This is a genomic window from Bradyrhizobium sp. MV1.5 (assembly GCF_055807615.1).
This window is the reverse complement of record NZ_JBVVPL010000016.1, coordinates 1-15891: the sequence shown is the minus strand read 5'-3', so window position 1 is coordinate 15891 and position 15891 is coordinate 1. Positions and strand designations below refer to the sequence as shown.

Here is a 15891-nt window from a genome sequence, read left to right as displayed (position 1 = left end):
TTGGTGGGGGGTGTCGCCCGGGCGTCTCGCCCCCCACACCCTAATTGCGCGCTCGCTCTTTTTGCCACCTCTCCCCGCAAGCGGGGCGAGGTGAAGAAAGGCGACAGCGTCGTTCACATCACCCTCCCTGCCGCGGCGTGATGATCTCGATCTCGTCGCCGGCCTTCAGCGCGGTTTCGGCCCAGCGGCTCTTCGGCACGACGTCGTAGTTGAGCGCAATGGCGAAATGGGTGCCTTCGTAGTCGAGCTCGGCGAGCAGCGCGTCGACGCTGGCGGAATTGATTTCGCGCTGCTCGCCGTTCACCATCACGCGCATTGCATCACCTCATTGTCGATCTGGCCGCGCTCGACAAAGCCAAGCGTCAGCTCGGCCAGCGCCGGCGCGATCAGGAAGCCGTGGCGGTAGAGGCCGTTCACGCTGATCGTGTTGCCGTGGATGCCGATGCGCGGCAGATTGTCGGGGAAAGCGGGGCGCAGGCCGGAGCCGAATTCGACGATACGGGCCTCGCCGAAGGCGGGATGCACGGCATAGGCCGCGCCCAGCAGCTCCAGCGCGGAGCGCACGCTGACGCCGGTGTCCTCGGCCTCGATCGAGGTCGCGCCCAGCATGAACAGATTGTCCTCGCGCGGGATCACGTAGAGCGGCCAGCGCGGATGGATCAGCCGCACCGGGCGCGCGAGCTGCACCTCGGCGGTCTCGATCAGGATCATCTCGCCCTTGACGCCGCGCAAGCCAGGCTGCTCGTCGCGCGCAGCAAGGCCGCGGCAGTCGATCACGATGCCGTCCAGGTCTGTGGCGGCGACGTCGCTTTCGAATTTGATGGTGCCGCCGGCGGCGCGGATGCGCTCGTGCAGTTTCGGCAGCACGCGGCGCGGCTCGACATGGCCCTCGGTCGGGAAGAACAGCGCGTCGCGGAAGCGGCCTTCGAGCGACGGCTCGAGCTCGGCCAGCGCCGCCGCATCGAGCCGGCGGTGGCCCGCGGTCATCCGGGCAAAGCGCTCGAAATCGTTGCGCTCGCGCGGGTGGGCGACCACCAGCGAACCGTTGAAGGGCGTGTCGGGCAGCTCGCGCCGCCAGATGTCGAGCGAGCGCAGGCCGAGCCTGGAGATGATCGGTTCGGAAACTTCCGCCTCGCAATAGGGCGCGAGCATGCCGCCGGCCCAATGGCTGGTGGCATCGGTCATGTCGGCGTCACCGCGCTCGTGCAGGGTGACGGCATGGCCGGCCTGCGCGAACAGCAAGGCCTGCCAGGCGCCAGCAATGCCCGCGCCGATGATGGATACCGGGGAATCCGGTCGCTTGGTCGTCTGCAACATCCCTGTCCCTTCGCCGGCATGACCCGGATCAGGTTCAAAGGGTCACCGCGGTCCTGGGCGGATTTGCCCATTTAGCGGTATCTCAGCTCCTCCTCGGAGCACCCCTCGGAACGGCCCTAATGTAGGCCAGCAGGACTGGGTGGTCAACGCGCTTGGCGGGAACCCACCGCTCTCGTGCCCCGGACGCAGCGCAGTGCGTCGCCTTCTTGGCGACGTGGTGCGCTGCTGAGCCGGGGCCCATTGCTGTGGGAGTAAGTGGGTCCCGGCTCTGCGCAGCAGCGTTGCACGCTGCAGCGCGTCCGGGACACGGAGAGAGCTATCTCGGTGCCTGCGCCCGGGCGTTGCGAACGCGCTGGGCGAGCTTCCGGTGCGGCACAGCGCCGAACATCGGCTGCGGATTGCCGTTCGGCTCGAGCCAAGGGGCGCCCATATTGGCCTCGCCCATATTGGCGACTTGCACGGCCTCCTGCCGCTGCCGTTTTGCGGCGTAGTAATAGCCGCCGGCGAAATAACGAACGGCCCGGGTGTGATCGCCATTGGCGGCGCGATAGGCGCCGGCGAGATATTTCACGGCATAGGTGAGGTTGGTGTTGGGATCGCGCAGGCCGGCGGCGTCGCCGGTGTAGCCGACCCCGCGGGCCGTCGCGAGCTTGATCTGCATCAGCCCGATGGTGCCGCCATGGCCGACCAGGCCGGGCTGATAGCGGCTCTCGCGCATGATCACGCGATGCACCAGCGCCTCCGGCACACCGTTGGCGCGCGCATGGGCCGCGACCATCTCGGCGTACTCCGCTTGGCCCGCGAAAGCGGCCTGCGGCAACGTCAGTCCGGCCGCGAGCAGCGCGGCAACATGTAAAATTTTCATCAGATATCCCGGAGGTCCCTGAGACTGATTGAAGGCCTGCGCCCGGCTGCCGTTTAGGCCCCCCGAACGCGGCGATGATGTGACCAAACGCCGCCGTTAATTTTTCGCGGCGCCGAGCCGCAGTGACGACTCAATGCTGGCGCAGGAGTTCCTTCAGGCGGCAACTCGCGACAGCAGGCCTGTCTATTCGCATGGGCGCACGAAAGCGAGTATGTCACGGCCAGCGAATCGGGAGAGGTGCCATGACAAAATCAACCATGGTCAATGCCCACAGCGGCGACATGTCAGAACACGATTTGCCCAGAAACAACCCCTGTGCCCAATGCGGCACGCTGATCCCGACGCCCGACTGGATCGAGCCGGGCGAAGGGCGCGTCTCGTATCTCTGGACGTGCCACGCCTGCAATTATCGCTTCGAGGCGATTGCGATCTTCGACGAGGCTGCCCTCGAGCACCCGCCGCTCGCGGCCTGAGGTTTATCCTTCGGGCATGATCTTTGGGGCATGATCTCCGCGCAAACGCGTTCCTCGTTTGTCGCGAGCGAAAACCGCTGCACACTTTTCCGGATCTCGCCGCCATGGGCGATCGCAATCGCGCGCCGCGTGATCGTCGAGGGGAATCGTGCGCTGCAAAATGTTCCTGGGTGACTTAGGAACAATCGCACGCGGCTCCGATACTCGCGCAGCACGCGACGAAATTGCAGCACGCGCGGAACTGGGACTGATCCGAACTGTTTTCTCCGCACGAGTTTTCTGCTGAAGGAGAGGACAATATGTTGATGAAATCGCTCGCGGCCGGTCTCGCCGGTACCGCACTGCTCGCAACCGTTGCGTTCGCGCAAAATCCGACCGCCACCACCGACAAGGCGCCGGCTGCCGCCGCCTCGACGACGACCACGACCGCGTCGGGACAGTGGCGTACGTCCAAGATGGACGGCATCAAGGTCTATAACGACGCCAACGAGAACATCGGCTCGATCAACGATCTGCTGATGGACAAGAGCGGCAACATCAAGATCGCCGTGATCGGCGTCGGCGGCTTCCTCGGCCTGGGCGAGCATCTGGTTGCCGTGCCCTATGAGAAGCTGAAGTTCGTCAACGAGGCGGTTGCCTACACCGGCGCTGCCGGCAACAACCCGAACAGCGCAGCCAACCGGCCCGCAGCGACCACCACGACGGGTGCCGCAACCGGCACCGACAACAAGCCCGCGACCACGACGACCGCGTCGTCCTCGTCGAAATGGTATCCGGACCACGCCGTGTTCAATGCGAGCAAGGACGAGCTGAAGAACATGCCCGAGTTCAAGTACTCGGAGTAACGCGGCTCTTAACGTCTAACGAAGCGCGCCCGGTTTTTGCCGGGCGCGTTGTCGTGTTTTTTTATCATGCTAGCTGTTGACCCTCACCCTGAGGAGCGCGCCTTTGCGCGCGTCTCGAAGGGCGAGGCCACCGGCCGGGCCTTCATCCTTCGAGACGCGCGAAGACGCGCTCCTCAGGATGAGGAATTGATGCCGGCCCGTTATCTATCCCTAGTTTCCCTTCACCAGCGGGCAGCCGCCCTTGTCGAGCGGACGGAAGGCCTCGTCGCCGGGCACGGTGGCGATCAGCTTGTAGAGGTCCCACTCGCCCTTGGAATCCTCGGGCTTCTTGACCTCGAACAGATACATGTCGTGGACCATGCGGCCGTCGATGCGGATCTTGCCGTTCTTGGCGAAGAAGTCGTTGACCGGCGTTTTGCGCATCTGCTCCATCACCTTCGGTGCCTCGTCGGACTTGATGGCGTCGATCGCCTTCAGATAATGCATGGTCGCCGAATAGAGCCCCGCCTGGATCATGGTCGGCATGTGGCCGACCTTCTCGTTGAAGCGCCTGGAGAACGCGCGCGTCTCCTCGTTGGTGTCCCAGTAGAACGCGTCGGTGATGATCAGGCCTTGCGTCGACTTGATGCCGAGCGAATGAACGTCGGTGATTTCCATGAGCAAGGCGATCATCTTCTGGCCGCCCTGTGTCAGGCCGAACTCGGCCGCCTGTTTCAGCGCGTTGGTGGTGTCGCCGCCGGCATTGGCCAGCGCGACCACCTTGGCCTTGGAGGCCTGGGCCTGGAGCAGGAAGGAGGAGAAGTCCGACGAGTTGAGCGGGTGTCGGACCTCGCCGAGAACCTTGCCGCCGCTCTCCTTGACGACGTTGGCTGCGTCGCGCTGCAGCGCCATGCCGAAGGCGTAGTCGGCGGTGACGAAGAACCAGGAGTCCTCGCCGCGCTTGACCATCGCCTTGCCGGCGACGTTCGACAGCGCATAGGTGTCGTAGGTCCAGTGCACCGTGTTGGGCGAGCAGGCGACGCCCGTGATATCGGATGATCCGCCGCCGGAATTGATGTGGATCTTGTTCTTCTCGCGCGTCAGCGCCGAGATCGGCAGCGCCACCGACGAGGTTGGCACGTCGAAGATCGCGTCGACCTTGTCGTTGTCGTACCAGTTGCGCGCGATGTTGACGCCGACGTCGGGCTTGTTCTGGTGATCGGCGGAGACCACTGCGACAGGCTTGCCCGCGACCTTGGCGCCGTAATCGGCGACCGCCATCTCGACGGCGGCGAGCGAGCCCTTGCCGGTCGCGTCCGCATAGAGGCTCGACATGTCCGTGAGCACGCCGATCTTGACGACATCGTCGGAAATCTGCGCCTGCGCGGCGCCTGAGGTGGCGGCGAGAGCGAGACCGGCCGCGATCGCGGCGATGAGTTTTTGCATTTTGTTTTTCTCCCTTTGTGTTGTTGTTCGGGTTTGTTGCGGGCACGTTCTAGCGACAAACCGACGCGGCAGCAAAGCCCGCGATGCCTGAGGGGGTTGAGAAATAAGCAGGGGTGTTTCCGTCATTCCGGGGCGCGCCCTCAGGCGCGAACCCGGAATCCATTCATCCACCGTCGCTGCGGCACGATGGATTCCGGGCTCGCGCTACGCGCGCCCGGAATGACGATGGGACAGCTCACGCGCTGCTGCCCTTGAGCCGTTCGTTGCGTCGGCGCAAGCCTTCCAGGGTGGCGAGCAGGATGACCGAGACGGTCGTCAGGATCACCGCCGCTGCCGTGATGGTCGGGCTGATGTTCTCGCGGATGCCGCTGAACATCTCGCGCGGCAGGGTTCGCTGTTCCGGACCTGCCATGAACAGCACGATCACCACTTCGTCGAAGCTGGTCGCGAAGGCGAACAGCGCCCCCGACGCCACGCCGGGCAGGATCAGCGGCAGGATCACACGGCGGAAGGCATCAAGCGGCGAGGCGCCGAGTGAGGCGGCGGCGCGTGCCAGATTGGTGTCGAAGCTCTGCAGCGTCGCGCCGACCGTGATCACCACGAAGGGCGTCGCCAGAGCGGTGTGAGCCAGGATCAAGCCGAGATAGCTGCCGGTCAGTCCGATCGGCGCGAAGAAGAAATACAGGCCGACCGCGGTGATGACGCCGGGCACGACGACCGGCGACAGCACGAAGGCCAGCACGAGCGGCTTGAACCGGCTCTTCCACTGCGCCAGCCCCAGCGCGGCCAGCGTGCCGAGCACCATCGACAGCAGGGTCGAGGCCACACCGATGATCATGCTGTTCTTCAGCGAATTCATCCAGCGCGGCGAATTGATGAAGTCGTCGTACCAGCGCAGCGAGAGGCCCGGCAGCGGATAGGTGAGGTACGAGCCCGAGCTGAAGGACAGCGGCATGATCGCAAGGATCGGTGCGATCAGGAAGATGAACACCAGCGTGGAGACAATGATCGTCGCGGTCCACGCGATGCGCTGGCTCGGCGTGCGGAGGGAGGAATTGTCGCTCAATTCTTCATCCCTCCCGTCACCTGCTGTCCCTGCACCAGCTTTCCGTAGATGAGCGCGAGCAGAATGGTGGCGAGCAGCAGCACCGCACCTAGTGCCGACGCAAGGCCCCAATTGGCGGTCTCGGTCGTGTAGAGCGCGATGAAGTAGCTGATCATTTGATCGGCGGCGCCACCGACCAGTGCCGGCGTGATGTAGTAGCCGAGCGCCAGGATGAAGACGAGCAGGCTTCCCGCGCCGATGCCGGGCAGCGTCTGAGGCAGGTAGATGCGCAGGAAGGCGGTGAGGGGTGGCGCACCGAGCGAGGCGGCGGCACGCATGTAAGCAGGCGAGATCGCCTTCATGCTGCTGTACAGCGGCAGGATCATGAACGGCAGGAGAACGTGGGTCATGGCCACACAGACACCGAAGCGGTTGTAGATCAGGCGCAACGGCGCATCGATGATTCCAAGCCAGAGCAGGCTGTCGTTCACGACGCCTTTGCCCTGCAACAGAACGATCCAGGCGCAGGTGCGGACCAGAAGCGACGTCCAGAAAGGCAGCAGGACGAAGATCATCAGCAGATTCGACCGGCCGGGCGGCAGCGCCGCCAGTAAATAGGCGACTGGAAAGCCCAGGATCAGGCACAGCGCCGTGACACTGAGGCTGATGAGGAAGGTGCGGACGAAAACGTCGCGGTAGATGGCCTGATCCGGCGGGGCTGCGACGATCGTTCCGTCCACGTTCCGCGTCAGGTCGAGCGCCGACAAAAGGTAGAAGCCGGTCACGGGGCCGCTGGCGTCCTTGATCGTGGTCCAGGTGGCGCGTTCGCGCCAGGCCGGATTGATCTTGCCCAGTGTCTCCCTGGCCGTGCCGGGCTCGGGCGCTGCCTTCAGATTGCGTGCCGTGCTGGTCAGGATGGTACGAAAACCGTTCAGCGCGTAGTTCAGCCGCTTGGCCGCAATCGCAATGGCGCCGGAGGCGCGCGCCGCCAGGACGTCGCTTGCCAGCGCAGCGTAAGCCTTCTCGTCCGGCAGGTCCTTGCCGTCCCAGTCGGCGAGAGCAGCCACGGTTTGAGGCAGAACCTGACGCACCTCCCGGTCATCGACCGCGCGCCACAGCATTCCGGCGATCGGGCCCGCGAAGGTGAAGAGCAGAAAGGCGAGAAGCGGCAGAATGAGTGCCAATGCCTTGAGCTGGCGCGCGCGCTCCGCCTGCTTCAAACGGCGCTTGAGCGGCACTTCGGTCCGGGCATCGGCGCCGGTCAGGAGCGAGGCTGTCATGGGATGAGCCTCTTTGACCGGGCATCCCTCGCCATTTCAGTCAGGGCCATCCCAGATGGTGTTTTGGAGCGGTCTGAGCGCGCGCCTCGTCCTTCGAGACGACCGCGGAGCCTGTCATCGGGCCGCGCTTTGCGCGGACCCGGTGGCGGTCTCCTCAGGATGAGGCTCATCGACATTGGTGCCTGTCGTGAAATCGCCGCCGCACGCTCCCTCCTCATCCTGAGGAGCCCGCCTAAGGCGGGCGTCTCGAAGGATGGCCGCGACGAAACTGCTGCCAAAGCGCTCCGCACGCCGGTTCGGCCGTGCGCTACTTCGCTGCCCATTTGTTGAAGCGCTCGGTCAGGCGGTCGATGTTCTCGAGCCAGAAGGCAACGTTGATCTCGACCGCATTCTTGATGTTATCGGGCGCTGTCGGCAGGTCCTTCAGAACAGCAGGCGCGAGCAGGGCGGCTGCGTTCTTGTTCGAGGTGCCATAAGCAATGTTCTCCGACAATTTCGATTGGTTCTCCGCTTTGCCGACGAAGTCCAGGAACTTGTAGGCCGCGTCCTTGTTCGGGCTGCCTTTCAGGATCACCCAGCTGTCGAGGGTGAAGAGCGCTCCGTCCCAGACCATGCCGAAATTCTTCTTCTCGTTCTTGTTCGCTGTGTCGATGCGGCCATTGTAGACCGAGGTCATCGCCACCTCGCCCGAGGCGAGCAATTGCGGCGGCTGAGCGCCGGCCTTCCACCAGACGATGTCGCCCTTGATGGTGTCCAGCTTCTTGAATGCGCGCTCGATGCCTTCGTCGGTCGCCAGCACCTTGTAGACGTCCTTTGGCGCGACGCCGTCGGCCATGAGGGCGATCTCCAGCGTGGTCTTCGGCCCCTGACGAAGGGCGCGCTTGCCCGGGATCTTCTTGGTATCGAAGAAGTCGGCCCAGCCCTTTGGGGCCTCCTTCAGCTTGTCCTTGTCGTAGCCGAGAACGAAATCGTAGAGGATGGCGCCAACGCCGCAAGCGTTGACTGACGGTGGGATATAGGCTGCCTCGCCGCCGATCTTCGAATAGTCGAGCTTCTCGAACAGGCCTTCCTCGCAGCCGACTGCGAGCTCGTCGCTTTCGACCTGGACCACGTCCCAGGTGGCGGCACCACCCTGCACCTTGGCGCGCAGCACGCCGACGCCGCCGTCCCAAGATTCGTCGTTCATGGGCACACCGGCCGCTTTCTTGAACGGCTCGAAATAGACCTTCTTCTGGGCATCCTGATAGGCGCCGCCCCACGACACGACGGTGAGGTCACGCGCCTGCGCGACCGTGGCCAGCGCCGCGCTGGCGGTGAGTGCCGCGGCGAAACCCAGAACAATCTTGCGCTTCAGCATGGTCTTTGTCCTTCTTCTTCAAGTGACTTGCGTTGAGCTTGGTTGGTGCAGGTCCGCCCGCGTTGGAGCGATGCTGCATGACTGGATCAGACGGGATCGAGGGCCAGGCAGTCCTCCGGGCGGAAGGTGATGAACACGTCATCGCCAGGTGTAAGGCTGCCAGCTCTCAGACTGTCATGCGTCCCCGGCTGAAGCTTGACCATGAACTCCCTGTTGTCGGCGACGTCGAGCACGGCCAACGCGTGGTCGCCGAGATAAATGGTGTTCTGCACCTTGGCCGGCAGTCGGTTCGGTTCGTCGCCGGAGGTGCCGTCCGGGATAATGGCGATCCGCTCCGGCCGCACCGACAGCGAGGTCGATGCGCCCGCGCCTGATACGTTGACCGCTCGTGCGGTCACGGCGCCGCCGCCCGCCAGCGCAACGCGGCAATATTGTTTTTCGAGCGTCTCGACGGTGCCGGACAGCACATTGTTCTCGCCGATGAAATGGGCGACGAAGCTGTTCACCGGATGCTCATACAGCGCGTCGGGCCTGTCGATCTGCTGCACGATGCCGTCGTTGAATACGGCGATGCGGTCCGACATGGTGAGCGCTTCACTTTGATCGTGGGTGACGTAGACGACGGTGATGCCCATCGTCTCGTGCAATTGCTTGATCTCCAGCTGCATCTGCTCCCGCAGGCGCTTGTCCAGGGCGCCCAGGGGCTCGTCCATCAGCACGAGTTGCGGATTGAAAACGAGCGCGCGGGCCAGGGCCACGCGCTGCTGCTGACCGCCGGACAGCTGCCCGGGCCGCCGGTGCGCCAGGGCTTCCATCTTGATCATGCGCAACGCCGCTCCCACGCGCTCCTGCGCTTCGGCCTTGTTCGTGTTGCGGACGGACAGCGGGAAGGCGATATTCTCCGCAATCGTCAAGTGCGGAAACAAGGCATAGTTCTGGAACACCATGCCGATATCGCGCTTGTGTGGCGGTACGTTCTTGATGGGCCGGTCCGCCAGGTAGATCTCGCCATGGGTCGGAACCTCGAAGCCGGCCAGCATCATCAGCGTGGTCGTCTTGCCCGAGCCCGACGGACCAAGCAGCGTGACGAACTCGCCCTTCCTGATGTCGAGATCGAGGTTCTTCACCACGAGGTGCTCGCCATCGTAGGTCTTCTGAATGCCGGAAAAGCGCACCAGTGCCGGCGCAGGCGTGACCATGCCGGCTTCCATGTCGTCCTCGCGTTGTCAGCACCTCGTCCCCGGGGGTGCGAGGAACAGCTTAGCATCCTCCGTCCAGATTGCCAGCGGCGCAAGTGACTGAGCGCACGGAGCCGTCGAGGAAGGGCGCGCTACATCCCGGACAATTTCGTCACGGACACATTCAGCGAGCCGCCGGCTTCCGCGATCACACGCAGTGTCTTGGAATCGAAGGCGATATCAGCGAGAGTCAGGCTGTCGATCTTCGCCTCGACCTTGATGCCGTCCTCGTTCTTCTGGTAGTCGGCGATCGCGGCGGCGATCTTCTCGCGTGCGTTGGCGGCAATCGGCTTCAGATCGACCGTCGCTTTCTGCACCAGCGCCTGCTGCATCTGCGGCACCACCGCGCGCGCCGCGGCACCCAGCAGGCCGAAGGCCGCCTCGGACTCCACCGCGAGCTGGATATCGGCGAGCCGCAGCGTCTGCTGCGCCTGGTCGAGCATCGGCCGGCCCCAGATGTGCACGGTCGCTTCGGCGCCGAGACCGAGCCAGCTCTTCTTCTCCTTGGCGCGCACCAGCAGCGAGATCAGGAGGCGTTCGCCCGACGGGATCACGTTGACGCTCTTGACGGTGACGTCCACGGGACCGGAGCCGTCCTCGGGATAGGTGTGGCCGACCATCTGCGCCGCGATCAGCTTGTTGATCTCGGTGAAGGGGACGTCGATCGGTACGCCGATGTTCACGCCGGTGCCGGTCGGCGGCACGATCGAGATCTTGTCGGGGAACGGGCAGTCGGGCTTGGTCGGCGTCGAGGTGACGCGCGTCTCCGCTTCCAGGCCCAGCAGCAGGGTCACGGCCTGAGCGTCGACGCGCGGCTGCGCCGCGATGGCGCGGATCGGCTTCATCTCCAGCCAGAGTGGCGGCAGCGCGGCCGAGGAGCCCGAGCCTTGCAACGGGATCGAGCGGCAGGCCTTTGCCCATTGCAGCTTCGCGTTCTCCCGCAAGGTCGGATCGTTGCGCATGCGTTCGGAGACGGCGTTGATTTGTTCGCCGACGGTCTTGTCGATCAGCGGCTTCACCTGCGCCGGCACGTTGACCTTGGCGCCCGAGATGTTGAGGTTGGTGTCGCCAAGATTGACCTGGGCGCCGAGATTGGGCTCGAGATGCCAGCTGGCCGCGAGCTTCGGCCGCGAGGTGACGACGACGTTGCCCTTGATCTCGGCGCTGGCGTTCAGGTTCTTGATGTTGACCGCGCCGATCTGTTTCGCAGCATTGCCGCCGAGCACGCTACCGAGCGCCTCGCCGAGCGCACCGGTGGCTTTCGACGACAGCGAGCCCGTCACGTTCAGCTTGCCCGTGAGCGGCGTCGAGATTGTCAGCACGTCCTTGTCGCCGGCAGTCGCCATCGGCCCGCGTACGGCCGACCAGCCGATGTCGGCGTTCTCCAGGATTTGCGAAATCGGGTTCTCGGCCTTGCCGGCGAAATTGCGCGGGGCGGCCTTCTCGGCCTGCTCGCGGATCGCCGACAGCGCGATCGCGACCGGCGCCACCACGATCGAGCTCTTCGCGACCGGCGGCAGCGGCGGCAGTTGCGCCACCGGCGGTGCGGAATTCGTCGCACGCGGCGACAGCCAGTCCATCGCCTTCAGGCTGATGAAAAACGACGCCGCGAGCACCGCGACGGCGATCAGGACAGTTTTCAAGTTCAGCGTCAGTCGCATCAATCCCCCAGGCCGCCCCGGGAGGGATTTTACAGGGCGGGCGAGAGAGGCGCTAGAGCGTACCGATGGGGTGGAATTGGGACGAGGGACGGTCCGAGTTGGCTTTGGGAGGAGGGTGATGGTACGCCCGCCGCCAAAGACCGAGATGCAGCCAAGCATACTGGAAGCAGATTCGGGACGCGTCTTGGTTGAAAATATCAAAAAAGCAATTCAATATACGAAATCGATCGGGGGGCAGAATGGACAAGAGGCTCGAAAATCTTCGGATGTACTTTCCCGCGGAGGTCACGGGGGCGTATCTCGCATTCCAGTCTTTGTTGAAGGCAAATGGTGTGCTGCCCGCCGAGGGCACCAAGCTGATGCTGTGTGTCCTGGTTGGGCTCTCGATTTTCAACGTTGCGATCTACTGGAAGTTCTACAATGTGAGAAACGCGTTCGTTCAGTTCATTCTGCTCTGCGGCTTTCTCGTTTGGGCAATGAACATCGATACTCCGCGGTTCAAAGACGTGCCACTCGGGATTGGTGCAAATATAGAAATTGTGGCGCCAGGCCTGCTCATTTTCTACAGCCTCCTCACTTTGTTTTTTGCAATCCCGCAAAGGAATCCCGATGCGTCTGGCTAAATTGTCCGCGATTCTGTTCCTCGGCTTCGGATGCGAATCTCTTTCGGCCGCCCCGCTAGGAGCATCGTACGATAGTTATCGAGATATGCACCGCGATACTGCGTACGGAAGCTTGTTTTTCAACGCAACGGCAATAAGACATGCCGATAACCTTGAAAAGAAGCGATTTCGCGCGGTGTCAGGGAATGGCGAAATCGAGTTGCCTTCGCAGCAGGGATATTGCTTCGTATTCAACCATTATGGGCGTCCCGCTCTCGATGGAAAATCCCACAGCTACCGCGGCAAAATCACAAAGCTGATGCTCGACGGGACGAGCAAGGTCGAGTCTGTCGAACAAACCTTCAATCCGACGGATGATTTGTCTTCCTCAAATCCGCCGGATCTTTGCATTGCCGGGATCAGGAACGTATCAAGGGTGACGATTGATTTCACCTCGGACGACGAGAATTATTTCGATTGGCAGATCAATTTTGTTCCTCGCTAAGCGATCGTATCGCGCCATCGCCGCGTATTTGCTTTGCTAGTCACGCTGGGGACGGCGCACCGCTCTCACATTGCCGCGATCTCCGCCACCGCAGAAGAAACGGTCGCTGCCGTCGGACTCCAATCCTGACACCATCGTCCCGGCGGGCAGGTCGAGCTGCTCCAGCACCTTGCCCGTCTCGGGGTCGATCCGCCTGATGTCGCTGTCCTCGCCTTCCCAGGTGCCGTGCCAGAGCTCGCCGTCGATCCAGGTCACGCCGGTGACGAAGCGCTTGCTTTCGATGGTGCGGAGAATTTTTCCCGTCTGGGGATCGACCTGATGGATCTTGCGCTCCCGATACTGCCCGACCCAGAGCGAGCCCTCGGCCCAGGCCAATCCGGAATCGCCACCGCCGCCGGGTGCCGGGATGGTGGCGAGCACCTTGCCGGTCGCCGCGTCGATCTTCTGGATGCGGTCCTCGGCGATCTGGAACAGGTGGCGCCCGTCGAACGCCGTTCCCGCATGCGCGGCGACATCGATGGAGCGGGTGATCTTGCCATCGGCCGGATCGACCGCGTTCAATCTGTCGCCGGACGCGAACCACATATGGCTGCCGTCATAGGTGACGCCGTGCACGGCTTCGACCCCCGCAAAGGGCCCGTATTCCCTGACGATCTCGGCGGCTGAACGTTTCATCTGCTCGGTCCCTGTGGGGTGAATTCCACCTTACGTCTTCAGGAGCGGTCCGGGGAGTAACAAGCCTGTCGGGAAACCCGGCACGGGCGGCGTCATCCAGCGCCGCGCCCGTCCGTGTCCGAAGGACTGCACCTTGTTCGATCGCGCCAGTTCTTCGAGGGCCCGCTGCACGGTGCGCGCGCTCGTTCCCAGCGCCAGCGCGAGCGCCGAGCTCGACCAGGGCTCGCCATCGGAGAGGAAGGCGAGCACATTGGCGTGCTTTTCCTCGACGGGTCGTGCCAGCACCAGAACCTGCGGCGTCTTGCGCGGTGTCTTGCGCGGCGTCAGCGCAAAACCTTGCCTGGTCGCGCTGACATCGGCGAGAGGCTTGAGCTTGGTGCGGAGCCGCCCGATTTCAACACGCAGCCGGGCGCGATGCGATTCATCGACGTGCCTTGCCTGAAACGCTCCTGTGATCAACGCCTCCCGCGAGACGTCCGAGGGCCAGGCCTGCGCCAGCATGCGGGCGAGCGCGAACAGCACCGGCCGCCTTCCAAGCGGCACGAGGATGCCTCGCCTGCGAACCGTATGATGGAACGTGTCCACCACGAGCGCCTCCGATGTCGCGAGGTCCTCGACCTCTTCGAGCAGTAACGGCCGTTCGTGCCCGCGCGTGACCAGGCGCGCTGCGGGCGTGTCGAGCACGCGGCTCGTGCCTTCGACCTCGGCTGCAAGCGCTGGAATGCCGGCCTGCCGTGCTGCGCTCGCCGCGCGCCCGAGCGCCGCGCGCGCGGCTTTCGTTCTGAGCCGCCTGATGGCAATGCCGGCAATCACGAGCTCGCGGGCGACCTGCGCAGCCGGGGGCAGCGGAGTGGACTTGATCTCGGCCAGCGTGCGCTCGGCCTCGTCGAGGCGTCCGAGAAGGAGAAGTCGGCGCGCCTCGATGTGACCCGCATGGGCGGCGTTGGCGAGGTCACCGTGGCTTGCGAGCGTCGCCCGCGCCGCCGCGAGCGTCTTCGCCGGCCAGTTCAGGTCGCGCGAGACGAGCGCGATCTCGGCCTCCGCCACCACACATCTGGCGCGCGCGACCGCCTCTCTCGGGCCGAAGGCGCGTGCGGCGCTGCGCAGCAACGTCTTCGCCTTCGCGAGATCGCCGAGCTGCGCCATCGCGATGCCGCGCAGCGCCAGCGAAGGCGCATCGTTGCGCAGCGCAACGCGGTTCAGCGCGCCGAGCGGATCGCCGGCTTGGAGCGCGCGCGCCGCGGCCGTGATCAGCGACTCCATTCAAATCCCGCCACACTTGTTACTCCCACCACGCAACCGTCCGGTGCGAGAGATCGTTGACGGCCGACAATGTGCGGCGAGGGGCGAGCGGTTCCGCATCTTGCATAGCGAGATACGGAACGGCCGCCCGGGAAAAGTTGGAGAGCCATGATGACATCAGCTGACAACGCAGGAAATAACGGACAGGCCGCCATGCAAACACCACCGGTGGTGTCGCCGCAGGACTGGGAGGCCGCCCGTCAGCAACTGCTCGTGAAGGAAAAGGCGCATACCCGTGCCCGCGACGCCCTGGCCGCCGAGCGCCGGCGCATGCCGTGGATGGAAGTCACCAAAACCTATGCGTTCGAGGGGCCCGGCGGCAAGGTCAGTCTGCACGACCTGTTCCAGGGCCGGCGGCAGCTGATCGTCTATCGCGCCTTCTTCGAGCCGGGCGTGTTCGGCTGGCCGGATCACGCCTGCCGCGGCTGCTCCATGGTGGCCGACCAGGTCGCCCATGTCGCGCATCTGAACGCCCGCGACACCACGCTGGTGTTCGCCTCGCGCGCACCTCAGGCCGATATCAGCAGGCTGAAGCAGCGGATGGGCTGGACCATGCCATGGGTCACCGTCACCGACAGTTTCGATGCGGATTACGGCGTCGACGAATGGCACGGGACGAATGTGTTTTACCGCGACGGGACGCGCATCTTCCGCACCTACTTCGTCAAGAGCCGGGGCGACGAGCAGATGGGCGGTACCTGGAATTATCTCGACATCACGCCGCTGGGACGGCAGGAGGTCTGGGAGGATTCACCGAAGGGCTATCCGCAGACGCCGACCTACAAATGGTGGAACTGGCACGACAGCTATACCGAAGGTGCGGCGCCCGACAAGAAATGGGTCGAGGTGTCGACCGCCGGAGAGAAGGCGCTACGCGAGGCGGGCGGCTGAAGGACGTGACTAGTCCCGTCAACGCAACTGCCGGCGCGAGCCGCAACGGCGTGGTGGCAGCGCGCCACCTCGCCAGATGGTTGGGGCTAGCGGCGACGCCGACCTTCGCGATCATGGCCGTGCTGACGGCCATGCTTGATGGCCCGGCGGACATGCTGTGTGCCGCCGGGCATGGAGCGATGCTGGGCGGGATGGTGCCGATGCATCTCTTGATGAGTGCGTTTCATTCGGCAGCATGGCTGAGGTTAATTGCGGAGCGGTGGGGCGCGCGCGGGTGGTGAGAAGCTTCCGCCCCCATGAACGCCTCGTCCTTCGAGACGACCGCTCCGCGGTCTCCTCAGAGCTTGAGAATGTTTTGCTCCCGCCGGGAGAGTTTTGCATTGCCTGGAGAGCGGTGACCCCAAGGTTTT

The 15891-nt window shown here is 64.2% G+C and carries 17 protein-coding genes and 1 riboswitch; of the genes, 6 read left to right on the top strand and 11 right to left on the bottom strand.

Annotation, left to right across the window (positions count from 1 at the left end; genetic code table 11):
- Window positions 1–118 precede the first annotated feature (118 nt).
- From thiS to AC0L2J_RS17020, 3 genes are all read right to left on the bottom strand, one after another.
- Window positions 119–316, bottom strand: coding sequence for a sulfur carrier protein ThiS (gene thiS, locus AC0L2J_RS17030; RefSeq protein ID WP_473392290.1), 198 nt, complete (start codon window positions 314–316; stop codon window positions 119–121).
- Window positions 307–1317, bottom strand: coding sequence for an FAD-dependent oxidoreductase (locus AC0L2J_RS17025; protein ID WP_473392288.1), 1011 nt, complete (start codon window positions 1315–1317; stop codon window positions 307–309). The genes thiS and AC0L2J_RS17025 overlap by 10 nt, the downstream gene beginning before the upstream one ends.
- Window positions 1305–1433, bottom strand: a riboswitch (TPP riboswitch). Its footprint overlaps the gene before it by 13 nt.
- A 200-nt stretch (window positions 1434–1633) precedes the next feature.
- The gene (locus AC0L2J_RS17020) at window positions 1634–2182 is read right to left on the bottom strand and encodes a transglycosylase SLT domain-containing protein (protein ID WP_473392284.1); all 549 of its coding nucleotides are present in this window, start codon (window positions 2180–2182) and stop codon (window positions 1634–1636) included.
- Between the two features lie 242 nt (window positions 2183–2424).
- Here AC0L2J_RS17020 and AC0L2J_RS17015 point away from each other — a divergent pair, with 242 nt between their 5' ends.
- Window positions 2425–2655: a hypothetical protein gene (locus AC0L2J_RS17015; RefSeq protein ID WP_063995191.1), complete on the top strand. Its 231-nt coding sequence runs from the start codon at window positions 2425–2427 to the stop codon at window positions 2653–2655.
- Window positions 2656–2954: 299 nt separating this feature from the next.
- Window positions 2955–3500, top strand: coding sequence for a PRC-barrel domain-containing protein (locus tag AC0L2J_RS17010; RefSeq protein ID WP_473250404.1), 546 nt, complete (start codon window positions 2955–2957; stop codon window positions 3498–3500).
- A 210-nt stretch (window positions 3501–3710) separates the two neighbouring features.
- Here AC0L2J_RS17010 and AC0L2J_RS17005 read toward each other — a convergent pair whose 3' ends face one another.
- From AC0L2J_RS17005 to AC0L2J_RS16980, 6 genes are all read right to left on the bottom strand, one after another.
- Entirely contained in the window at window positions 3711–4925 is a 1215-nt protein-coding gene (locus tag AC0L2J_RS17005) for an ABC transporter substrate-binding protein (protein ID WP_473392278.1), read from the bottom strand.
- 235 nt (window positions 4926–5160) lie between these two features.
- The gene (locus tag AC0L2J_RS17000; RefSeq protein WP_007613647.1) at window positions 5161–5991 is read right to left on the bottom strand and encodes an ABC transporter permease; all 831 of its coding nucleotides are present in this window, start codon (window positions 5989–5991) and stop codon (window positions 5161–5163) included.
- Window positions 5988–7250, bottom strand: a complete 1263-nt coding sequence (locus AC0L2J_RS16995; RefSeq protein ID WP_063995194.1) for an ABC transporter permease — start codon at window positions 7248–7250, stop codon at window positions 5988–5990. The genes AC0L2J_RS17000 and AC0L2J_RS16995 overlap by 4 nt, the downstream gene beginning before the upstream one ends.
- Before the next feature lie 307 nt (window positions 7251–7557).
- Window positions 7558–8607, bottom strand: coding sequence for an ABC transporter substrate-binding protein (locus AC0L2J_RS16990; protein WP_473250406.1), 1050 nt, complete (start codon window positions 8605–8607; stop codon window positions 7558–7560).
- A gap of 86 nt (window positions 8608–8693) precedes the next feature.
- Entirely contained in the window at window positions 8694–9818 is a 1125-nt protein-coding gene (locus tag AC0L2J_RS16985) for an ABC transporter ATP-binding protein (protein WP_063995196.1), read from the bottom strand.
- Between the two features lie 119 nt (window positions 9819–9937).
- Window positions 9938–11506 carry a DUF4403 family protein gene (locus tag AC0L2J_RS16980; RefSeq protein ID WP_063995197.1) on the bottom strand — a complete coding sequence of 523 codons (1569 nt, stop codon included), beginning with the start codon at window positions 11504–11506 and terminating at the stop codon, window positions 9938–9940.
- Window positions 11507–11745: 239 nt separating this feature from the next.
- On the opposite strand from AC0L2J_RS16980, the gene AC0L2J_RS16975 reads away from it, so the two are divergent.
- Entirely contained in the window at window positions 11746–12129 is a 384-nt protein-coding gene (locus AC0L2J_RS16975) for a hypothetical protein (protein ID WP_063995198.1), read from the top strand.
- Window positions 12116–12613, top strand: coding sequence for a hypothetical protein (locus AC0L2J_RS16970; RefSeq protein WP_156527025.1), 498 nt, complete (start codon window positions 12116–12118; stop codon window positions 12611–12613). Before AC0L2J_RS16975 ends, AC0L2J_RS16970 begins: the two co-directional genes overlap by 14 nt.
- 36 nt (window positions 12614–12649) lie before the next feature.
- Here AC0L2J_RS16970 and AC0L2J_RS16965 read toward each other — a convergent pair whose 3' ends face one another.
- Together AC0L2J_RS16965 and AC0L2J_RS16960 are read right to left on the bottom strand one after the other, a co-directional pair.
- Window positions 12650–13288, bottom strand: coding sequence for a Vgb family protein (locus AC0L2J_RS16965; protein WP_063995200.1), 639 nt, complete (start codon window positions 13286–13288; stop codon window positions 12650–12652).
- Between the two features lie 30 nt (window positions 13289–13318).
- Window positions 13319–14551 carry a hypothetical protein gene (locus AC0L2J_RS16960; protein WP_007613639.1) on the bottom strand — a complete coding sequence of 411 codons (1233 nt, stop codon included), beginning with the start codon at window positions 14549–14551 and terminating at the stop codon, window positions 13319–13321.
- 147 nt (window positions 14552–14698) lie between these two features.
- Between AC0L2J_RS16960 and AC0L2J_RS16955 the strand changes: the two genes are divergently transcribed.
- Window positions 14699–15481, top strand: coding sequence for a DUF899 domain-containing protein (locus AC0L2J_RS16955; protein ID WP_473392266.1), 783 nt, complete (start codon window positions 14699–14701; stop codon window positions 15479–15481).
- Window positions 15482–15486: 5 nt separating this feature from the next.
- Window positions 15487–15762: a hypothetical protein gene (locus AC0L2J_RS16950; RefSeq protein WP_473392262.1), complete on the top strand. Its 276-nt coding sequence runs from the start codon at window positions 15487–15489 to the stop codon at window positions 15760–15762.
- Window positions 15763–15891 lie beyond the last annotated feature (129 nt).